The following is a 20,119-nucleotide window of genomic DNA, read 5'->3' as shown; positions in this document are numbered from 1 at the left end:
ATTCGCCTAACGGACTGTTTACAAGCCTGGATGGAAACGCTTACATTCCGCGCCAATGCTGGTAGGTCCAAGCCGTGGAGGGCGGCTTCGTGAACAAGGCAGCTATCACAATCAAAGACGTCGCACGCGAAGCCCGGGTCTCCGTGGCCACGGTTTCCCGCGCGCTCAACGGGCATGAAAATGTCGCCGAACCGGTCCGCCAGCTTGTGCTGGAGGTGGCCGCACGGCTGCGTTACACCCCGCACGCCGCCGCCCGCAGCCTGAGCAGCCGCCGCACCAATACGGTGGGCGTGGTGCTGCCTGACCTGTACGGCGAATTCTTCTCCGAGCTGATGCGCGGCATTGACGGCGTGGCCCGCAACCGCCGCCAGCACCTGCTGGTGTCCAGCTACCACGGTGACCAGGAACAGCAGGGCGCCGCCCTGCGTGCCATGCGCGGCCGCGTCGACGGCCTGCTGGTGCTTTCGCCCTATGCCGAGAGCCCGGGCTTCCTGACCGACAACCTGCCGCAGTCGTTGCCGACGGTGTTGATCAACACCTATCTGCCCGGCCAGGACCACCCGGTGCTGAGCATCGACGACCACGCCGGCGCAATGGCGATGACCCGCCACCTGCTGGATGCCGGCCACCGCCGCATTGCCTTCATTTCTGGTCCGGACCTCAACTTCGACGCGCGCGAGCGCCTGCGCGGCTTCCGTGACGCGCTGGCGGCTTCTGGCGGTGGCGCCGAAGGCATCGAGTTGCCCGGTGATTTCGACGAAGCTTCCGGCCATCGTGCCGGTCAGGAGTTGCTGGCAGCCGGAGCGCTGCCCGATGCCGTATTCGCCGCCAACGACATGATGGCCCTGGGCTGCCTGTATGCGTTCACGCAGGCAGGGGTCCGTGTGCCGGCCGATGTGGCCCTGGCGGGTTTCGATGACATTCCACTGGCGCGTTTCGTCCACCCGTCGCTGACCACCATGCAGGTCAGCATCGCCGAGCTCGGCGACCGGGCCATGACGCGTCTGATGCAGTTGATGGACGGCACCTCCACGGATGGGGCAGGGGACAAGCAGACCCTGGTTCCCCGCTTGATTGTTCGCGATTCCACCACTCCGCCATCCGGCCGTTGAAGCCAGAGGCGTTTCTTCTTTTTTTTGACTGATCGCAGGGACCGCGCAAGCGGTTACCGCCACCCGGAGATTGAGTTGATGATGCATACCACCTTCCGCATGCCGGCGCGCCGGCTGCTGAGCACCGCTCTGGTCAGCTGCCTGATGCTGGCTGCCGCCCCGAACGTCATGGCGCAGTCGGCCAACGCCAGCCTGCGCGGCCAGGTTGCCGGTGCCCAGGCCGGCACCGAAGTGACCGCCACCAACGTGGCCACCGGTACCGTCCGCCGTGGCACCATCCGCGCCGACGGCAGCTACTCGCTGATGGGCCTGGATCCGGGCACGTACAACGTGGTCGCCAACGGCCAGACCCAGAAGGTCACCGTCACCGTGGCTTCGACCGCGACGCTGAACTTCGCTGGCGCAGCCAGCAGCACCCCGGGCTCGACCGCGGCCACCAACCTGGACACCGTCAACGTTGTTGCGCCGACCCTGCTGCAGGAAGTGCGCACCTCCGAAGTTGGCAAGACCGTCAGCCTGCAGCAGATCCAGACCACCCCGCAGGTGTCGCGCAACTTCCTGGAGTTCGCCGACGCGGTGCCGGGCCTGATCTTCACCCGCGATGCCAAGGGCAACACCTCGCTGCGCGGCGGCGCAACCAATGCAGATGGCACCAACGTCTACATCGACGGCGTCGGCCAGAAGAGCTACGTCAAGGGCGGCGGCGTGGCCGGCCAGTCCGGCAGCGCCGGTAACCCGTTCCCGCAGCTGGCCATCGGCGAATACAAGGTCATCAGCGGCAACTACAAGGCCGAGTATGGCCAGGTGTCGAGCGCCGCCGTGACGGCTGCGACCAAGTCCGGCACCAATGAGTTCAAGGGTGAGGCGTTCTACCGCTACACCGATGAAGACATGCGTGCCAAGACCCCGGCCGAGCGCCAGGGTGGCAAGGAGAAGATGGTCTCGGCCGAGAAGGAATACGGCTTCGCCCTGGGCGGCCCGATCATCCAGGACAAGGCGCACTTCTTCGTGACCTACGAAGCCAAGCGCTTCGACCTGCCGGTCACCATCGCGCCGGATGGCGCGGTCACCGGCGCTGCCGGCCTGCTGCCGCCGGCCGGCGCCGCCGGCCTTGGCCCGGCCAGCCAGCCGTTCCAGCAGGACCTGATCTTCGGCAAGATCGACTTCGAGCCGACCGACAACGATCGCATCGAGCTGACCTTCCAGGACCGCGACGAAACCCAGTCGCAGTTCAGTGGCCAGACCTCGCCGGAAGCCGGCCGTGAAGTGGTCAACACCGACCGTCGTTACGCCCTGCGCTGGAACCACAGCGGTGAGCGCTACTACAACGAGTTGATGGTCACCCACGAGGATTCGTTCAACAACCCGACGCCGCTGACGCTGGCCAACGGCATCACCTACACCGCACCGGACGGCCCCGAAGACCGCACCATCGTGAAGATCGGTGGCGCCTCGGCACTGGATTCGCAGGTGAAGGGCCAGAAGGGCTGGTCGATCGAAGACAACCTGACCCTGGATGGCATCCAGTGGGCCGGTGACCACACCATCAAGATGGGCGTGAAGTACAAGCAGATCGACCTGTACGCATCCGATGCGGCGCAGATCAATCCGACCTTCACCTACTCGCTGGGCGATCCGGACTTCCCCGATTCCATTCCGTACAAGGCGCAGTTCGTCAAGCCGGTGACCGGCGTGACCGGCGTGTCCGGCGAAGTGCGTTCGAAGTCCAAGCAGTACGGCGTGTTCATCCAGGACGACTGGCAGGTCAACGATCACCTGCAGCTGAACATCGGCCTGCGCTGGGACTACGAAAAGACCCCGTCCTACCTGGACTTCGTGACCCCGCAGCAGGTGGTCGACGCCATCTATTCGCAGGATCCGCGCGCTCCCGCCGGCCAGACCTATGCCGATTCGCTGGCACTGGGCGGCCTGGACATCAGCGACTACATCAGCAACGGTCACAACCGCAAGGCATTCAAGGATGCCTGGCAGCCGCGCCTGGGCTTCTCGTATGACATCAATGCCGACGAGCAGCACGTGATCCATGGTGGTGCTGGTCGTTCCTACGACCGCGACCTGTTCGACAACCTGCAGCTGGAAACCACCAAGCTGGCCCTGCCGCAGCCGACCATCTACTTCCGCAACCCGGCCACCGGCGCCTGCATCAACGGCCAGGCTGCCTGCTATGACTGGAACCCGAACCTGCTCAACGGCATCGGCAACCTGCAGGCACTGGTCGGCGCGACCAGCAATGCCGGCCTGGAAGTGGACCTGCTGAACAACAAGCTGAAGGCGCCGTACTCGGACCAGTTCAGCCTGGGCATGAGCAACCAGATCGGCGACTGGCTGACCGACGCCACCATCGCACGTACCCTGAGCTACGACGGCTTCGCCTTCACCTTGGGCAACCGTTATCCGACCGGCCAGTTCTTCGATGATCCGCGCCTGTGCGGTGGCACCTCCCCGGGCCTGAGCCAGGCCTGGAGCTGCAACGTACCGGGCTTCGGCAGCCTGATCATCGGCCAGCAGGGCATCAAGACCCGTGCCACCCAGGTCCTGCTGTCGGCGCAGAAGCCGTTCACCAAGGAAAGCGGCTGGGGCACCTCGATCGCCTATACCTGGACCACCGCGCGCCACAACCGCGACATCAACGAGAAGTACGCCTTTGATCGCGGTCTGATCGGTGACTACCCGACCATCCGCTCCAACGGCGCACCGCGCCACCGCCTGGTGGTGACCGGTTCGTACGCGGGCTTCTGGGGCATCACCTTCGGCGGCAAGATCACCCTGGCCACCCCGACCGCCGTCAACGACTGGTACCCGGTGATGCAGGCCAGCGGCTACACCCTGCCGACCCCGCAGGCGGCCGTGCCCAACGCAACCGGCAAGTTCCTGGTGGGTGGCAAGATCTTCGGCTACCGTTCGGTCGACCTGCAGGCGACGAAGACGTTCAAGCTGGCGGGCAACACCGAGCTGTACGCCCGCCTGGACATCATCAACGTGTTCAACTTCGACAACTTCTCCACCTACAACTACGTCAAGACCAACGGCAAGCTGCAGGCCAGCTACAACGAGACCGGCGACATCATCGGCACTCCGCGCCAGGTCAAGGCCGAAGTGGGCTTCCGCTTCTAAGCGGCGCCGCCTGTTGCTGTATCCGATGCCGCCGGTCCGCCGGCGGCATCGATTGTGTGAGAACGGCAATGGCCGGCCCCGTGCCGGTCCATTGCCCACGCCGCTGCCGGGCAGGGGGCAGCGGCGTGGGCAATGATCGCGGTGTCAAACCACGTTTTTCGTGGTTTTTTAAGAGCGCATCTTGTAAACGATTTCAGATCATTGGACGGTATGCTTTCCCATCGATCAGACCACCGGAGGAACCGCGCCATGCAGGCACGCCATCTGTTGTCCGCGGCAGCGTTGAGCCTGGCCGTCGCCGCCTGCCAGCCGGCCCAGCAGGAGCCTGCCAAGCCGCGTCCGCCGGTGATCCTGATCGAGGCCGATGCACCGCCGCGGCCGATGAAGCCGGAGCTGCCGCCGCTGTTCGATGACATCGAGCGCCGCACCTTCCAGTTCTTCTGGGACACCACCAACGAGATCAATGGCCTGACCCCGGACCGTTATCCGTCGCGGCCGTTCGCCAGCATCGCGTCGGTGGGTTTCGCGCTGACCGCCTATCCCATCGGTATCGAGAACGGCTGGGTCAGCCGCAACCAGGCGATCGACCGGACCCTGACCACCCTGAAATTCTTCCGCGACGTGCCGATGGGCCCGCAGCGCACCGGCAAGGCGGGCTACAAGGGTTTCTACTATCACTTCCTGGACATGCAGGAAGGCCGTCGCTACGACAGCTGGGTCGAACTGTCCTCGGTGGATACCGCACTGCTGATGATGGGCGTGCTGTTCGCGCAGTCGTACTACGACGGTGACGATCCGCGCGAGAAGGAAATCCGCCAGATTGCCGATACCTTGTACAAGAAGGTCGACTGGCCGTGGCTGCAGCAGCGTGCACCGCTGATCTCGATGGGCTGGTTCCCCGAGAGCGGCTTCATCGACCACGACTGGATGGGCTACAACGAGGCGATGATGGTCTACATCCTCGCCCTGGGCTCGCCCACGCACCCGGTCAGCCCGGACGCGTGGACGGTGTGGACGCGCACCTATGACAACGACTGGGGTGTCTACCAGGGCCAGGAATACCTGTCCTTCGGCCCGCTGTTCGGCCACCAGTACAGCCACGTCTGGATCGATTTCCGCGATATCCAGGACGCGTACATGCGCGAGCGCGGCAGCACCTATTTCCTCAACAGCCGCTCGGCCGCGCTGGCCCAGCGCGAGTACGCCATCGCCAACCCGATGCAGTGGAAGGACTATGGCGAGAACGTGTGGGGCCTGACCGCCAGCGATGGCCCGCAGAACACCACGCAGGAGTACCGCGGCGAACAGCGCCAGTTCCGCCACTACTCCTCGCGCGGCGCCGGCCTGCGCGAGAACTTCGATGACGGCACCATTGCCCCGACTGCGGCAATCGCCTCGGTGGTGTTCGCGCCCGAGCAGGTGATCCCGGCCACGCTGGAAATGCACAAGCGTTACGGGGACTACATCTATTCCAGCTACGGCTTCCTGGATTCGTTCAATCCCAGCTTCAACTATGACATCCCGATCAAGACCGGTCGCCTGGTCCCGGATCGCGGCTGGGTCGCCAGCGACTACATCGCCATCGACCAGGGGCCGATCCTGACCATGATCGCCAACTACCGCAACGACTTCGTCTGGGAAGTGATGAAGAAGAATCCGTACATCCGCAAGGGCCTGGAGCGGGCCGGATTCAGCGGCGGCTGGCTGGCGCCGGAAGGGTCGTTCCAGCCGCTGGAACTGCAGAAGGACGAAAAGGCCGCGGCAGCACGCGCGGTGGGTATCGCCGAATCACGCGCGGCTGCCGCGCAGGAACAGAAGAACAATGCCAACCGCACCACAGGCCAGGGCAAGTAACCCGATGCCGAACTGGATCGACCGCCTGCGCCGCTGGGCGCTGCCTGCCCTGGCCGCCCTGGCCGTGGCCGGCTGCGCCCGCACCGAACCGGGCACCACCACCGTGCGCTTCTGGGCGATGGGCCGCGAAGCCGAGGTGGTCAGCGAGCTGATCCACGAGTTCGAGGCCGAAAATCCCGGCATCAGGGTGGATGTGCAGAACATCCCGTGGACCGCCGCGCACGAAAAGCTGCTGACCGCGTTCGCCGCCGATGGCCTGCCGGACGTGTGCCAGCTCGGCAACACTTGGGTGCCGGAGTTCGCCGAACTCGATGCATTGACCCCGCTGCAGCCGTTCGTGCAGCGCTCCACTGTGGTCGATCCGAAAGATTACTTCCAGGGCATCTGGGATACCAACGTGATCCACGGCGAGCTGGTCGGCGTGCCGTGGTACGTCGATACGCGCCTGATCTACTACCGCAAGGACCTGCTGGCCAAGGCCGGCTACGACCACCCGCCGCGTACCTGGGCCGAGTGGGACGAGCAGATGGCGGCGATCAAGCGCATGCAGGGCCCGAACCGCTACGCGGTGCTGATGCCGATCAATGAGTTCGAGCAGCAGCTGTCGCTGGCCCTGCAGCAGCCCGATCCGCTGCTGCGCGACGACGATACCCGCGGCAATTTCGCCAGCCCGGGGTTCCGCCGCACGCTGTCCTTCTACGCCAACATGTTCGAGCAGGGCTGGGCGCCGAAGATGTCCGAGACACAGATCTCTAACGTCTGGGATGAATTCTTCCGCGGCTTCAACGTGTTCTACATCTCCGGTCCCTGGAACATCCGCGAGTTCAAGAAACTGCAGCCGAAGGAACTGGAAGGACAGTGGGGCACCGCTGCGCTGCCGGGGCCGGACGGTCCGGGCGCGGGCATCGCCGGTGGCACCAGCCTGGTGATCTTCCGCAAATCGCAGCAGAAGGAGGCGTCCTGGAAGCTGATCGAATTCCTGTCGCGCCCGGAAATCCAGGCACGCTTCCATTCGATCATCGGCGATCTGCCGCCGCGCCGCAGTGCCTGGAACGCGCCGTCGCTGGCCAGCGATCCACTGGCCGCCGCGTTCCGTGATCAGCTGGAGCGGGTCAAGCCGACGCCGAAGGTGCTCGAATGGGAGCGCATCGTGCAGGAAATGCGCATTGTCACCGAGAAGGTCGTGCGCGGTGGCCTGCCGCAGGACAAGGCCGTGGCCGAACTGGACCAGCGCGTGGACAAGGTGCTGGCCAAGCGCCGCTGGATGCATGAACAACAACGCCTGCAGCAGCGCGCGCCGTCGCCGCGCTCGAGCAGCGCAGTGGCCGCCGGGAGCGCGCAATGAAACGTACTTCGCTGGCCGGCTGGATCTTCGCCGGCCCCTCGCTGATCGTGCTGGGCGTGTTCTTCGGCCTGCCGGTCGCCTCGGCGCTGGCGCTGAGCGTGACTGACTTCGACCTCTATGCACTGGCCGACAGCAGTAACCTGCGCTTCGTCGGCCTGGGGAACTACATCGACCTGCTGCAGACGCCGATGTTCTGGAAGTCGCTGTGGAACACCACCTACTTCGTGTTGATCGGCGTACCGTTGTCGATCGGCGTGTCGCTGGGCGCGGCCATGCTGCTCAACGCACCGGCCGCGCGCTTCAAGGCGCTGTTCCGTACGGCACTGTTCGCGCCGGTGGTGACCACGCTGGTGGCGGTGGCGGTGATCTGGCGCTACCTGTTCCATACCAGCTATGGCCTGGTGAACTACGGGCTGGGCCACCTGGGCATCAGTCCGATCGACTGGCTGGGTGATCCCAACTGGGCCATGCCGACCATCATGCTGTTCGCGGTGTGGAAGAACTTCGGTTACAACATGGTGATCTTCCTCGCCGGCCTGCAGGCGATCCCGCATGACCTGTACGAAGCCGCGCGCATCGACGGTGCTTCGCGCTGGAAGCAGTTCCTGCACATCACCCTGCCGATGCTCGGCCCGGTACTGCTGGTGGTCGGGGTGATCACCGTGTCCGGCTACTTCCAGCTGTTCGCCGAGCCGTACGTCATGACCCGCGGCGATCCACTGCAGAGCACCGTCAGCGTGCTGTATTTCATGTTCGAGGAAGGCTTCAAGTGGTGGAACCTGGGACGCGCATCGGCTGTAGCGTTCCTGCTGTTCCTGATCATCCTGGCGGTGACCACCGTGATGCTGCGTTTCGGCCGCAAGAGGCAGTTGGTATGAGTCGTGAAATCGGCCAGTCGCGCTGGTATCCGTGGATGATCAATGGTGCGCTGCTGGTGCTGGCCCTGGTCAGCCTTGCACCGCTGCTGTGGATGCTCTCGGTCTCGTTCATGCCGCAGGGTGAGGCCAGTCATTTCCCGCCGCCACTGCTGCCTTCGAGCATCACCACGCACAACTACCACGAGCTGTTCGCGCGCACCGGCATGGGCGGCAACTTCGCCAACAGCCTGCTGGTGTCGCTGGCTATCACGCTGGGTTCGCTGCTGCTCAACACCATGGCCGGCTACGCCTTCGCCAAGCTCAACTTCGTTGGCCGCGAACGCCTGTTCCAGGTGCTGATGGCAGCACTGGTGATTCCGGCGCAGGTGGCGATGCTGCCGCTGTTCCTGCTGATGAAGCAGCTGGGCCTGGTCAACAGCTTTGGCGGGGTGATCGTGCCGGCGCTGGCCAGCGTGTTCGGCATCTTCCTGGTGCGCCAGTACGCGCGTTCGATCCCGGACGAGCTGCTTGAAGCGGCGCGCATCGACGGCGCGGGGGAGTTGCGCATCTTCTTCCAGATCGTGCTGCCGATGCTCAAGCCGGTACTGGTGACCCTGGCGATCTTCACCTTCATGGGTGCATGGAACGATTTCATGTGGCCGCTGATCGTGTTGACCGACCAGGAGCACTACACTTTGCCGGTGGCGCTGGCCACCCTCTCGCGCGAGCACATCATGGACGTGGAAATGATGATGGCTGGCGCGGTCGTCACCGTGGTTCCGGTGCTGGCACTGTTCCTGGTGCTGCAGCGTTACTACATCCAAGGTCTGTTGCTGGGGAGCGTCAAGGGATGAAGCGAGCGATCGCCGTTGGACTGGGCCTGTTGTGGACTTCCCTGGCGATCGCCGCACCACCGGCACTGCCGGCGCCGAAGGTACTGGACGATTTCGACGACATCGGCGCCTGGAAGCTGGTGCTGTCCGACCAGGTCAGCGGTTCGCTGCGGCCGGTGAGCGGTGCCGGTGGCGGCCGCGCGCTGTGCCTGGACTACGATTTCCACAAGGTGTCGGGCTACGTCGGCATCCGCCGCGCGCTGGGCATCGAGTACCCGGCCAACTACCGCTTCGGCTTCCAGCTGCGGGGAGATTCGCCGGGCAACGACCTGCAGTTCAAGCTGATCGATGCCAGCGGCGATAATGTCTGGTGGGTCAATCACCCGGGCTACAGCTTCCCCAAGGCGTGGACGCCGGTCGAATACCGCCGTCGCCAGATCGACAAGGCGTGGGGGCCGTCGCCGGAGAAGGAGATGGCGCGCAGCGCTGCGGTCGAGTTCACGATCTACAGCAAGGTCGGCGGCCGCGGCACGGTGTGCTTCGACAAGCTGACCCTGCAGGGCCTGCCGCCGCAGGATGATTCGGCGCTGGTGCCATCGGTGATCGCCGACACCGCCACCGCGCTGCAGGACCGGATGATTGACGGAAAGAGTGATACGTTCTGGATCAGTGGCGGGGTCAAGCAGCAGACCATCAGCCTGGACCTGCACAAGAGCCGCGAGATCGGCGGTGCGGTGATTGACTGGCTGCCGAACCTGGAAGCCAATCGCTACACCGTGCGTACGTCCGAGGATGGCCGGGACTGGCGCACCGTGCGCGAGGTGGCCGGCGGTGCGGGCGGCCGCGACTGGCTGGCGCTGCCGGATACCGACGCGCGCTACGTGCGCTTCGATCTGCACGATGGCCCGAACTGGCGCTATGGCATCCGTGACATCACGCTCAAGCCGCTGGCGTTCGCGGCCACGCCGAACGCATTCCTGTCCTCGGTGGCGGCCGACCTGCCGCGCGGCTCGCTGCCGCGCGCATATGTGGGCGAACAGCCGTACTGGACCCTGCTCGGCCTCGATGGCGGCCAGGAGCAGGCACTGATCAGCGAGGACGGTGCGCTGGAACCGGCCAAGGGCAGTTTCAGCATCGAGCCGTTCATCCGCGTGGACGGCAAGTTGCTGGACTGGTCTAAGGTGGCCATCACCCAGTCGCTGCAGGATCGCTACCTGCCCATCGCCAATGTCGACTGGGTGCACGAGAAGGCCGGCTTGGCGGTAACCAGCTTCGTGCAGGGCACGCCGGAGCGCGCGCAGCTGATCGGTCGCTACCGGTTGAGCAATCCGGACAAGGTGGCGCACGAGTACACCCTGGCGCTCGCGATCCGGCCGTGGCAGGTGAACCCGCCGACCCAGTTCCTCAACACCGTCGGCGGCTTCAGCCGCATCGATGCGCTGGATGTGGGCGAACAGCTGGTGCGCATCAACGGTGAGCCGCGCATCTATCCGTTGCAGGTGCCGGATGCGCGCTTCGCCAGCACGTTCGATGGCAAGCTCGACGCGATGCATCTGGCCTCCGGGAAATACCCGGCCAGCACGGCGGTGAAGGACAGCACCGGCATGGCGTCCGGTGCGCTGCTGTATACGATCAGGCTGGAGCCTGGCCAGAGCCGAGAAGTGGCGGTGGTGTTGCCACAGACCGGAGGCTGGGCGCCGCAGGCGCTGGATGTGGCCAAGGCGCAGGCGCAGGTCGCAGAGCAGTGGCGGCAGAAGCTGGGGGTGGTCTCGTTGCAGGTACCGGCTGCGGGCCAGGCACTGGTCGATACCCTGCGCACCGCCGTGGCGCACATGCTGATCTCGCGGGTCGGCCCGCGACTGCAGCCGGGCACGCGCTCGTACGCGCGCAGTTGGATCCGCGATGGCGCGATGATTTCCGAGGGCCTTCTGCGCATGGGGCGCAGTGATGCGGTGCGTGATTACATCAACTGGTATGCGCCCTATCAGTTCGAGAATGGCAAGGTGCCGTGCTGTGTCGATGCACGTGGCAGCGATCCGGTGCCGGAGAACGACAGCCATGGCGAGCTGATCTACAGCATTGCCGAATATGGGCGCTATACCGGTGACAGCACCTTCGCCGAACTGATGTGGCCGCATGTGCAGGGCGCCTATAACTACATGGAGCAACTGCGCGCCAGCGAGCGCACGGACGAGAATCGGGCGCGCAATCCGGCGTTCTACGGGATGATGCCGGCCTCTATCAGCCATGAAGGCTATTCGGCCAAGCCGATGCATTCGTACTGGGACAATTTCTGGGCGTTGCGCGGCTACAAGGATGCGGCATCGCTGGCGGCCCAGCTGGGCAAGGTCGAAGCCATGCAGATTGCCGAATCGCGTGACCAGTTCCGTGATGACCTGCAGGCCTCACTGCTGTCGGCGATGCAGCAGCACAACATCGATTACCTGCCGGGCTCGGCCGAGTTGGGCGATTTCGATGCGACCTCGACCACCATCGCGCTGGCTCCGGGCGGTGAACAGGGGCGCCTTCCGCAGCAGGCGCTCGATGCCACCTTCGAGCGCTACTGGAAGGAGTTCGTGGCCCGTCGCGATGGCAAGCGCGAGTGGAAGGACTACACGCCCTACGAGTGGCGCAACGTGGCCGCCTTCGTCCGCCTCGGCTGGCGCGATCGCGCCTGGCAGGCGACTGAGTTCTTCTTCAAGGACCGTACGCCGCAGGCCTGGAACCAGTGGGCCGAAGTGGTCTCGCGCACGCCACGCAAGCCGTTCTTCGTCGGTGACCTGCCGCATGCCTGGGTGGCCTCGGACTTCGTGCGCTCGGCCCTGGACATGTTCGCCTACAGCCGTGACATGGACGATGCGCTGGTATTGGCCGCCGGCATTCCGACCGCCTGGCTGCAGGGCGAGGGCATCGCCGTGCAGGGCCTGCGCACGCCGCAGGGCCAGCTCAACTACCACCTGCAGCGCAGCGACAAGCAGCTGGTGCTGGAGGTGCAGCCGGGCCTGGTGCCACCGGTCGGTGGCGTGGTCTTGCCGTGGCCGTACGCCGGTGATCCGGGCGAGGCGACCATCAACGGCGAAGCGGCCGAATGGACCAATAGGGAACTGCACGTGCACCAGCTGCCGGCGCGGGTCGAGATCGATGTACCGGGCGCGGTGCGCCGCGCCGAGCGCAAGGGGCAGTAACGATGAAGCAGCAGGGGGCAAGGGTGCGCGCGGCCGTGCGTGCCCTGGGACTGGCCATTGCATTGGCATTGCCGGGTGCCGTGATGGCAGCCGTGCCAACCGCCGCGACGGCGGCTGACGTCGCCAGCGCGCCAGGCATGAGCATGGTGACCTTCAACCTGCATCACGACCGCGAGGACTGGCCGAGCCGCCGCCGCACCATCCTGGCCGAACTCAAGCGCCTGCAGCCGGATGCGGTTGCCCTGCAGGAGGTGATCCAACGCCGTAACGTGCGCAACCAGGCACAGTGGCTGGCCAGCCAGCTGGGCTACAGGTACATCTTCGTCTCCACCGATCCGGTGGGCGCGCCGAAACGTTACGGCAACGCGCTGCTGAGCCGGCGCCCGATCCTCGCCCAAGGTGAGCACCTGTTGCGGCCGCTGGACGATTATCGGACGGTCGCCCATCTGCGCATCGATGTGGACGGCAAGGCGGTCAACGTCTATGCCACCCACTTCAACGAGCGCAGCGACGAGAATGGCCAGCGCATCCGTCGCACCCAGGTCGAGGACCTGCTGCGCTTCATCGCCAGCACCTCGGCCGGCGCACCGGTGGTGATCGCGGGCGACTTCAACGCACTGGTCGATGCCAGTGACCTGAGCGAGCTGCGCAGCCATTACGGTGACAGCTACGGCAGCGTGCACGTCAACACCGACCTGGCCGGGGTCAGTACGCTGAACAGGCACTACTACCCGGTGGCCTCGCGGATCGACCACATCTTCTTCCAGCAGGACGCGATGGTTGCACGTGAGGCCAAGCTCCTGTTCGACCAGCCCGATGACAGCGGTCGCTGGGCCTCGGACCACTACGGCGTGTGGACCCGCCTGCAGTTCGCTCCGACGCGCTGATGTCCTGGTAGGTGCCACCCTGGGTTGGCACGGACGTGTCCGCGTTCGCTCCAACAACGGCGCCGACCAGGGTTGGCCTCCCAGAGCGCTGCACGCGCCCGGCGCACAAACAGAAGCGGCGGGGATCATCGATCCCCGCCGCTTTTTCACGCGATCAAAGCGCGATCAGTTCGCCGGCGGCGTGCGCTTGGCGCCTTCTTCGCCTTCTTCGTCTTCTTCGTCGGCCTTGGCTTCGGCCGCCTGGGCTGCCGCATCGGCGTGGCCATCGGCGACCGGATCGATCGACGGTGTCACCACTGCATCGGCAACCGGGGCCGCAGCTTCCACCGGTGCCGCTTCAACTGCCACCGGCGCGACCGGCTGTTCGGCGACCGGTGCGGTCTCGACGACCGGTTTGGCTTCAAACGCAGGAGCGGCTTCCGCCACCGGGGCAGCCTCAACGGCCAGCGGCTTGGCTTCGACCGCCGGAGCGGCTTCAGCGATCTCCGGCTTCGATTCCACGACCGCAGCAGCCTCGGCCTCGGCCACGGCCGACTTCACTTCGACCACCGCAGTGGCTTCAGCGACCGGGGCAGCCTCAACCACCACCGGCTTCGCTTCGACCGCCGGGGCTGCCGCTACCGCTGGCTGGGCCGGGGTTGCAGCGTCGATGGCATCAAGCATGCTGGTCTGCACCGGCGACGCCGCCGGTTCGGCCTTGGCGACGGCTTCGACCGGAGCCTGTACCTTCGCCACGACCGGTGCAGGAGCGTCGATCACGGCGCTGCTCACCACCGCGACCGGTGCGGCGACAGCAGCGGCGGCGGCGCGGACCGGCTTCTCGGCTTCGGCAGCGGTCGGTTCGGCTTCGTCATCGAATTCGAACTCCGGCTGCGAACGCGCCGGCTGTGCCGCGGCCACCGGAGTGGTCCCGGCAACGCTGTCGTTGCTCTGCCCGGCGACATCAGCGGCATCGGTGTCATCACCGTCGTCCGCGTCGTCCTGATCATCGCCCAGGCCATCGCTGCCGGCAGCGTTCTCGGCGCCACCACGACGGCGGCGACGGCCACCACGACGGCCACGGCGGCGGCGGGTTGCGCCTTCACCGGCCTGCTCGCCGTTGGCGTCGAGGGCAGCCTCTTCACCGGTCACGGCAATCGCCTCGGCCTCATTGGCGGCGTTGGCAGTGCTGTCGGCCGGTGCAGTGACTGCCGCCGGAGCGGAGGCAGCCGGTGCAACCGGCGCCACCGGCGCAGTGGCTTCCTGCGCGGTCACGACGTTGGCAGCGACGGCCGTAGCGGCTACGGCTGCCGCCACGGCCTCGGCCGGCAGCTCGGCGGCGCTGCGCTGCGGCTTTTCGGCCGGCTTGTCACCGTCCTGCTGCTGGCGCGGCTGCTTGGGCTGCTTCAGCTTCGGCTGGTTCTGGTTCTGGCCCTGCTGCTCGTTGCGCGGCTTGTTCTGCTGCTGCGGCTGCTGCTGGCCATCCTTCTGCTGCGGCTCTTTCTGCCTGCCCTGCTGCGGCTGCTGCTGGGCATTGCCGTTGTTGCCGTTGTTGCCGTTGCGGCCGTCCTTGTTGCGCTGCTCAGCACGGTCCTTGCGGTTGCCGCCATCCTTCTGCTGCTGCGCGTTGCCGTTGCCACCGTTGCCACGGTTTTCGTCGCGACGGTCCTTGCGATCCTTGTTGCGATCCTTGTTGCGGTCCTTGCGACCACCGTCCTGCTGCTGGCGCGGAGCCGGGGCGGCCGGAGCCGGCGCCGGTGCCGGCTCGCCACCGAACACGCGCTTGAGCCAACCGATCACGCCGCCGCTCGAAGCCGGCGCCACTGGCGCTGCCACGACCGGAGCCGGAGCGGCTGCAGCCGGAGCCGCTTCCTCGCGCACCGGGGCGGGAGAGGTGTGCTTGACCTGGGTCACGGCCGGCGGCGGGATGTTCAGCTGGCCCTTGGTCAGGGCGTGCACCGGCAGCTTGCGCGGGGTGCCGCGCTGGTAGCTGGGCTTGCTGCTCTCTTCACCCAGCTCGTTCTCACGCAGGCGGGTGACGGCATAGTGCGGGGTGTGCAGCTGCTCGTCGGCGACGATCACGATCGGCGCTTCGTGGCGCTGCTCGATCTCGCGCAGGGCGCTGCGCTTCTCGTTCAACAGGTAGTTGGCGATCTCCACCGGCGCCTGGACCAGCACCTGCCCGGTGTTCTCCTTCATCGCGTGCTCTTCGGCGACGCGGATGATCGACAGCGACAGCGACTCGACGCTGCGCATGCGGCCGTGGCCGTCGCAACGCGGGCAGACGATCTGGCTGGATTCGCCCAGGCTCGGGCGCAGGCGCTGGCGGCTCATTTCCAGCAGGCCGAAGCGCGAGATGCGGCCGACCTGCACGCGGGCACGGTCGTACTTCAGCGCGTTGGCCAGGCGGTTCTCGACCTCGCGCTGGTGCTTGTTGGAGGCCATGTCGATGAAGTCGATCACCACCAGGCCGCCCAGGTCGCGCAGGCGCAGTTGGCGAGCCACTTCCTCGGCCGCTTCCAGGTTGGTCTGGAACGCGGTGTCCTCGATGTCGCTGCCCTTGGTGGCGCGCGAGGAGTTCACGTCGACTGCGGTCAGTGCTTCGGTCTGGTCGACCACGATCGAGCCACCCGACGGCAGGCGCACGTTGCGCTCGTAGGCACCTTCGATCTGCGACTCGATCTGGAAGCGGTTGAACAGCGGGATGTCGTCCTTGTAGTGCTTGAGCTTGCGCAGGGTCTGCGGCATCACCTGCTGCATGAACTCGCGGGCGTGCTCGTACATCTCCTCGGTGTCCACCAGGATCTCGCCGATGTCGGCGCGCAGGTAGTCACGCAGGGCGCGCACGATCAGGCGCGATTCCTGGTAGATCAGGAACGGGGCCGGCTTGCTCAGTGCGGCTTCGGCGATGGCGCGCCAGACGTTGAGCAGGTAGTCCAGGTCCCACTGCAGCTCTTCCGCATCGCGACCGACGCCGGCGGTGCGGATGATCACCCCCATGTCGTCGGGAATGTTCAGCTTGTCCAGGGCCTCCTTCAGCGCGGCACGGTCTTCGCCCTCGATGCGGCGGGACACACCGCCGGCGCTGGGCGAGTTCGGCATCAGCACCATGTAGCGGCCGGCCAGCGAGATGAACGTGGTCAGGGCGGCGCCCTTGTTGCCACGCTCTTCCTTGTCGACCTGGACAACGATCTCCTGGCCTTCCTTCAGCAGCTCGCGGATACCGGCCTTGTTGTGGTCGACACCGGCCTGGAAGTAGTCGCGGGAAATCTCCTTCAGCGGCAGGAAGCCATGGCGGCCACCGCCATACTCGACGAAGGCGGCTTCCAGCGAGGGCTCGATGCGGAAGATCCGGCCCTTGTAGATGTTGGACTTCTTCTGTTCCTTCGACGGCTGTTCGATGTCGATGTCATACAACGACTGGCCATCCACGATGGCAACACGCAGCTCTTCAGCCTGCGTGGCGTTGATCAGCATTCGCTTCATTGTTGCGTTCCTCGCAAGCGGCTACCGCGCGGAACGCCATGGGGTTTCGCCTCTGGACACGGCTCGCCGCCCATTCGCGCAAGCGCGGGGAGGGCGGCTTGGGTTTCCAGCGCTACGACACCACGGCAGGCCGCGGGAGCGCTTCACTCTTATGGGTTTTTGGGTGTTGCAGGGCCGCAGGCAGCTGTCAGCCAGGCTGGAGCGCCACGCGGGACATGTTCAGCACGGTTGCGTGTCAGGCATCCGGCGATGGCCGGGAAGGCCGGTGAGCCGCTAACATGGCCGCCCCGCGGGCGGTGGTCGCGCACTGTGCCGGATTCGTCGGAAGCTGGGCTTCTGGCCCTGAGTAACTTCCAACGAAATCAATCCCTTATCTCGCCCCCCGAGTGTAACAGAATAAACAGCCTGATGACCGCCCAAGACCCGACCAAACCCGCTGGCGACAAGCCTTCCGTGCGCATGATCACCGTTCCCGCCGACCGCGCCGGCCAGCGCCTGGACAACTTCCTGCTCGGCCAGCTGAAGGGAGCTCCGCGCAGTCTGGTGTACAAGCTGGTGCGCAGTGGGCAGGTTCGGGTGAACGGCGGCCGCGCCAAGGCCGAGCGCAAGCTGGAGGCGGGCGATGAGGTGCGTGTGCCGCCGGTCCGTCTCAGCGAGGAGGGAGACAAGGCCGGCCCGCCAGAGGCGTTCATGCGCCGCCTGGAGCAGGCCATCGTCTTCGAGGACGCCCGGCTGCTGGCCCTGAACAAGCCCTCCGGCGTGGCCAGCCATGGCGGCAGCGGCATCAGCTTCGGTGCCATCGAGACCCTGCGCGCGTTGCGCCCGGGACAGACACTGGAGTTGGTCCATCGGCTGGATCGCGACACCTCGGGCCTGCTGATCGTGGCCAAGAAGCGTTCGGCGCTGAGCGAACTGCAGGCGCTGTTGCGTGAAGACCACGGCGCCGGCATCCGCAAGCGCTACCTGACCCTGCTGGCCGGCCGCATGCCGGACGGCGTGATGACCGTCGACGCGCCGCTGCACGTGGGCCTGCGCCAGGGGGGCGAGCGCCATGTACAGGTCAATGCCATCGGCAAGGAATCGATCAGTCACTTCCGGGTGCTGGAGCGCCGCGGCGGCCAGTCGTACTGCGAGGTGCGCATCGAAACCGGCCGCACCCATCAGATCCGCGTGCATGCCCAGCATCTGGGCCATCCGGTGGCCGGTGACGACAAATATGGCGATCCTGCGGTCAACAAGCGGCTTCGTGAGCAGATCGGGCTGAAGCGACTGTTTCTGCACGCAGCCTCGTTGGAGTTTGCACTGGACGACGGCAAGAGCCCGTATGTGCTGAACGCGCCGCTGGCGGATGAGCTGGTCGAGGCGCTGGACCGCCTGCGCTGACGGCGGTTCGGCGGCGCCGGGTGCTCGGTCGGCGCCGTCGCTTCCCTGCGGAGAGTGGGCTTGTCACTTTCTTTGCTCGTGCAAAGAAAGTAACCAAAGAAACACGCCGCCATCCGCGAGCCGGCGCCGCGCGCCGGTGCCCTGCGCTCCTCGGTCCGCCGAGGGACGGCGCGGAACTCGCTGCGCTCAGACACCCGCGCCTCTTCGCCCTCGCCGGACCTGCGGTGCTCGGCTCGCTACAAGGCGGACCCGGACATCCGCAGCGTAGGCCCATACCCGCCCGTAACCTCTCGATACTGTGGGACGTACCAGCCGCGAAGGGGCTCAGCCCGTCGGCCGCAAACCCCTCACCATTTGAACAGCACCAGGCTGATCGCCAGCGTGCCCATACCCGCCACCAGCCCGTACACGGTCTCGTGACCCTTGGCATAGCGCTTGGCGGCCGGCAGCAGCTCGTCCAGTGCCAGGAACACCATCACGCCGGCAATCAGCCCGAACACCCAGCCGAAGGTGGCGTGCGACAGCGACCCGGACAGCAACCAGTAGCCGAGCGCGGCGCCCACCGGCTCGGCCAGGCCCGACAGCAGGCTGGCGCTGAATGCATAGGCCTTGTTCTGGGTGGCGAAGTACACCGGCACCGCGATCGCGATGCCCTCGGGGATGTTGTGGATGGCAATCGCAAAGGCCAGTGGCATGCCCACCGACGGGCTTTCCAGCGTGGCGAAGAAGGTCGCCAGCCCTTCCGGGAAATTGTGCGCGGTGATCGCGACCGAGGTCAGCAGCGCGACCCGCTTCAGGTACTCGCGGCTGTTTTCGCGGAACGCGGGATCCTGCTTGTCCAGGCTGTCATGCGGGTTGGGAATGAAGTGGTCGATCAGCACGATCACGATCACGCCCAGCAGGAACGCCAGGGTGCCGTAAGTGAAGCCGGTGCGCTCGCCATGGGCCAGTGCGAACGAAGCAATGGATTTGTTGAGGATTTCCGACAGCGACACATAGACCATTGCGCCGCCGGCGAAGGCCAGGCCGAAGGCCAGCAGGCGCGGGTTGGGGCGGCGCGAGAACAGCACCAGCAGGCTGCCGATCGCAGTGGCGAGGCCGGCCGCGAGGGTGACCGCCAGCGCAATCCAGATGTTTTCGGGTGGAATCTGCAGCATCTACCGACGCAGTCCTGGTCAACAGACAACCGCCCCGGACAGGGCCGGGGCGGCGAGGGCGAGGCGGGCGCCGGCTGGCCTCGTCGGGTGCGTGCGATCAGCCGCCGCGGCGCAAGCGCTCTTCAATGGCGAAGCACTGGTCCGGCTTCGGCTGCGGCGGGTTGAAACTGACCGGCACCTGGATGGTGGCCGGCACCGGCTGGCCATTGCGTGTCGCGGCCTTGAACTGCCAGCCCTGCACGGCGGTTTTGGCCAGTTCGTCCAGCTGCGGGTTGCCCGCGCCAGTCAGCAGGGCGACCTCGCTCGGCTTACCGTCGGTGCCGATGGTCACCTTGAACGTACTGGTGCCGCCCACGCCCATGCAGGCCAGTTCAAGCGGGTACTGCGGCGGCGGCGTCTTCACTGCTGCGACTTCGGTCGGCGGTGGCGGCGGTGGTGCCGGCGGTTCGGACGAGCCGCAGCCGGCCAGGCCGGCCGCAGCGATCAGGGACAGGCTCAGCAAGCGTACGTTCATGGCAGTTGCTCCGTCAGGGCCGAAGTCTTGGCCGCGCAGATGAAGTCGTTCTCGCTCAGACCGCCCACGTCATGGGTGGAAAAGCGCACGACCGCGCGGTCGTAGTGCACGCCCAGGTCCGGGTGGTGGTCCTCGCGATGGGCAATCCAGGCCAGCGCGTTCACGAAGGCCATGGTGGCGTAGTAATCCTTGAAGCGGAAGGTGCGCGTCAGGGCCTGCCCGCCCTCGCTCAGCTCCCAGCCGGGAACCTGCGGCAGCAGTTCGGCCAGGCGGGCTTCGCCGAGCTTGTGGTCGCTGCCTTTGCGTGGCACGCAACGGGCCTGGGCCAGTGGAATCAGGTCGGCCATGGGAATCTCCACCTCGTGTTGACTGAACAATGCGCCGGACGGTGT

The 20,119-nt window shown here is 66.1% G+C and carries 13 protein-coding genes; 9 read left to right on the top strand and 4 right to left on the bottom strand.

Going from position 1 to position 20,119, the window contains the following annotated elements; genetic code table 11:
- Positions 1–74: 74 nt before the first annotated feature.
- The 8 genes from ACM0PK_RS00770 to ACM0PK_RS00735 all read left to right on the top strand — a co-directional run bounded on the left by ACM0PK_RS00770 (position 75) and on the right by ACM0PK_RS00735 (position 13,208).
- The gene (locus ACM0PK_RS00770) at positions 75–1,112 is read left to right on the top strand and encodes a LacI family DNA-binding transcriptional regulator (protein ID WP_005417630.1); all 1,038 of its coding nucleotides are present in this window, start codon (positions 75–77) and stop codon (positions 1,110–1,112) included.
- A gap of 78 nt (positions 1,113–1,190) precedes the next feature.
- The gene (locus tag ACM0PK_RS00765; protein ID WP_049414530.1) at positions 1,191–4,247 is read left to right on the top strand and encodes a TonB-dependent receptor; all 3,057 of its coding nucleotides are present in this window, start codon (positions 1,191–1,193) and stop codon (positions 4,245–4,247) included.
- A 249-nt stretch (positions 4,248–4,496) separates the two neighbouring features.
- Positions 4,497–6,101 carry a glucoamylase family protein gene (locus ACM0PK_RS00760; RefSeq protein WP_005417626.1) on the top strand — a complete coding sequence of 535 codons (1,605 nt, stop codon included), beginning with the start codon at positions 4,497–4,499 and terminating at the stop codon, positions 6,099–6,101.
- 4 nt (positions 6,102–6,105) lie between these two features.
- Positions 6,106–7,446, top strand: a complete 1,341-nt coding sequence (locus tag ACM0PK_RS00755) for a sugar ABC transporter substrate-binding protein (protein WP_414607819.1) — start codon at positions 6,106–6,108, stop codon at positions 7,444–7,446.
- Positions 7,443–8,324 (top strand): carbohydrate ABC transporter permease, encoded by an 882-nt coding sequence (locus ACM0PK_RS00750; protein WP_005410323.1) that lies wholly within the window; start codon positions 7,443–7,445, stop codon positions 8,322–8,324. Before ACM0PK_RS00755 ends, ACM0PK_RS00750 begins: the two co-directional genes overlap by 4 nt.
- Positions 8,321–9,157 (top strand): carbohydrate ABC transporter permease, encoded by an 837-nt coding sequence (locus ACM0PK_RS00745; protein ID WP_005417620.1) that lies wholly within the window; start codon positions 8,321–8,323, stop codon positions 9,155–9,157. The genes ACM0PK_RS00750 and ACM0PK_RS00745 overlap by 4 nt, the downstream gene beginning before the upstream one ends.
- Positions 9,154–12,321, top strand: coding sequence for a discoidin domain-containing protein (locus tag ACM0PK_RS00740; protein ID WP_065178281.1), 3,168 nt, complete (start codon positions 9,154–9,156; stop codon positions 12,319–12,321). The genes ACM0PK_RS00745 and ACM0PK_RS00740 overlap by 4 nt, the downstream gene beginning before the upstream one ends.
- Before the next feature lie 2 nt (positions 12,322–12,323).
- Positions 12,324–13,208 carry an endonuclease/exonuclease/phosphatase family protein gene (locus ACM0PK_RS00735; RefSeq protein WP_065178282.1) on the top strand — a complete coding sequence of 295 codons (885 nt, stop codon included), beginning with the start codon at positions 12,324–12,326 and terminating at the stop codon, positions 13,206–13,208.
- Positions 13,209–13,373: 165 nt separating this feature from the next.
- Here ACM0PK_RS00735 and rne read toward each other — a convergent pair whose 3' ends face one another.
- Positions 13,374–16,673: a ribonuclease E gene (rne, locus tag ACM0PK_RS00730; protein ID WP_414607818.1), complete on the bottom strand. Its 3,300-nt coding sequence runs from the start codon at positions 16,671–16,673 to the stop codon at positions 13,374–13,376.
- A gap of 408 nt (positions 16,674–17,081) precedes the next feature.
- On the opposite strand from rne, the gene ACM0PK_RS00725 reads away from it, so the two are divergent.
- Positions 17,082–18,056, top strand: coding sequence for an RluA family pseudouridine synthase (locus ACM0PK_RS00725; RefSeq protein ID WP_049397926.1), 975 nt, complete (start codon positions 17,082–17,084; stop codon positions 18,054–18,056).
- Between the two features lie 347 nt (positions 18,057–18,403).
- On the opposite strand, the gene zupT is transcribed toward ACM0PK_RS00725, so the two are convergent.
- The 3 genes from zupT to ACM0PK_RS00710 form a co-directional block, all read right to left on the bottom strand.
- Positions 18,404–19,213 carry a zinc transporter ZupT gene (zupT, locus tag ACM0PK_RS00720; RefSeq protein WP_005417614.1) on the bottom strand — a complete coding sequence of 270 codons (810 nt, stop codon included), beginning with the start codon at positions 19,211–19,213 and terminating at the stop codon, positions 18,404–18,406.
- Positions 19,214–19,310: 97 nt separating this feature from the next.
- The gene (locus ACM0PK_RS00715) at positions 19,311–19,727 is read right to left on the bottom strand and encodes an energy transducer TonB (protein ID WP_180883846.1); all 417 of its coding nucleotides are present in this window, start codon (positions 19,725–19,727) and stop codon (positions 19,311–19,313) included.
- Positions 19,724–20,074 carry a 4a-hydroxytetrahydrobiopterin dehydratase gene (locus ACM0PK_RS00710; protein ID WP_021203009.1) on the bottom strand — a complete coding sequence of 117 codons (351 nt, stop codon included), beginning with the start codon at positions 20,072–20,074 and terminating at the stop codon, positions 19,724–19,726. Before ACM0PK_RS00710 ends, ACM0PK_RS00715 begins: the two co-directional genes overlap by 4 nt.
- Positions 20,075–20,119: the final 45 nt, after the last annotated feature.

The organism is Stenotrophomonas sp. FR010 (assembly GCF_047520755.2).
Classification (GTDB): Bacteria; Pseudomonadota; Gammaproteobacteria; order Xanthomonadales; family Xanthomonadaceae; genus Stenotrophomonas; species Stenotrophomonas sepilia.
Note: the sequence above shows the minus strand (reverse complement) of the source record. Positions and strands in the feature narration are given on the sequence as shown.

Bases quoted from the DNA above. Each gene is read 5' to 3' on its own strand.
- ACM0PK_RS00765 (WP_049414530.1), top strand. From the start codon at position 1,191: ATGATGCATACCACCTTCCGCATGCCGGCGCGCCGGCTGCTGAGCACC.
- ACM0PK_RS00760 (WP_005417626.1), top strand. From the start codon at position 4,497: ATGCAGGCACGCCATCTGTTGTCCGCGGCAGCGTTGAGCCTGGCCGTC.
- ACM0PK_RS00755 (WP_414607819.1), top strand. From the start codon at position 6,106: ATGCCGAACTGGATCGACCGCCTGCGCCGCTGGGCGCTGCCTGCCCTG.
- ACM0PK_RS00750 (WP_005410323.1), top strand. From the start codon at position 7,443: ATGAAACGTACTTCGCTGGCCGGCTGGATCTTCGCCGGCCCCTCGCTG.
- ACM0PK_RS00745 (WP_005417620.1), top strand. From the start codon at position 8,321: ATGAGTCGTGAAATCGGCCAGTCGCGCTGGTATCCGTGGATGATCAAT.
- ACM0PK_RS00740 (WP_065178281.1), top strand. From the start codon at position 9,154: ATGAAGCGAGCGATCGCCGTTGGACTGGGCCTGTTGTGGACTTCCCTG.
- ACM0PK_RS00735 (WP_065178282.1), top strand. From the start codon at position 12,324: ATGAAGCAGCAGGGGGCAAGGGTGCGCGCGGCCGTGCGTGCCCTGGGA.
- rne (WP_414607818.1), bottom strand. From the start codon at position 16,673: ATGAAGCGAATGCTGATCAACGCCACGCAGGCTGAAGAGCTGCGTGTT.
- ACM0PK_RS00725 (WP_049397926.1), top strand. From the start codon at position 17,082: ATGACCGCCCAAGACCCGACCAAACCCGCTGGCGACAAGCCTTCCGTG.
- zupT (WP_005417614.1), bottom strand. From the start codon at position 19,213: ATGCTGCAGATTCCACCCGAAAACATCTGGATTGCGCTGGCGGTCACC.
- ACM0PK_RS00715 (WP_180883846.1), bottom strand. From the start codon at position 19,727: ATGAACGTACGCTTGCTGAGCCTGTCCCTGATCGCTGCGGCCGGCCTG.
- ACM0PK_RS00710 (WP_021203009.1), bottom strand. From the start codon at position 20,074: ATGGCCGACCTGATTCCACTGGCCCAGGCCCGTTGCGTGCCACGCAAA.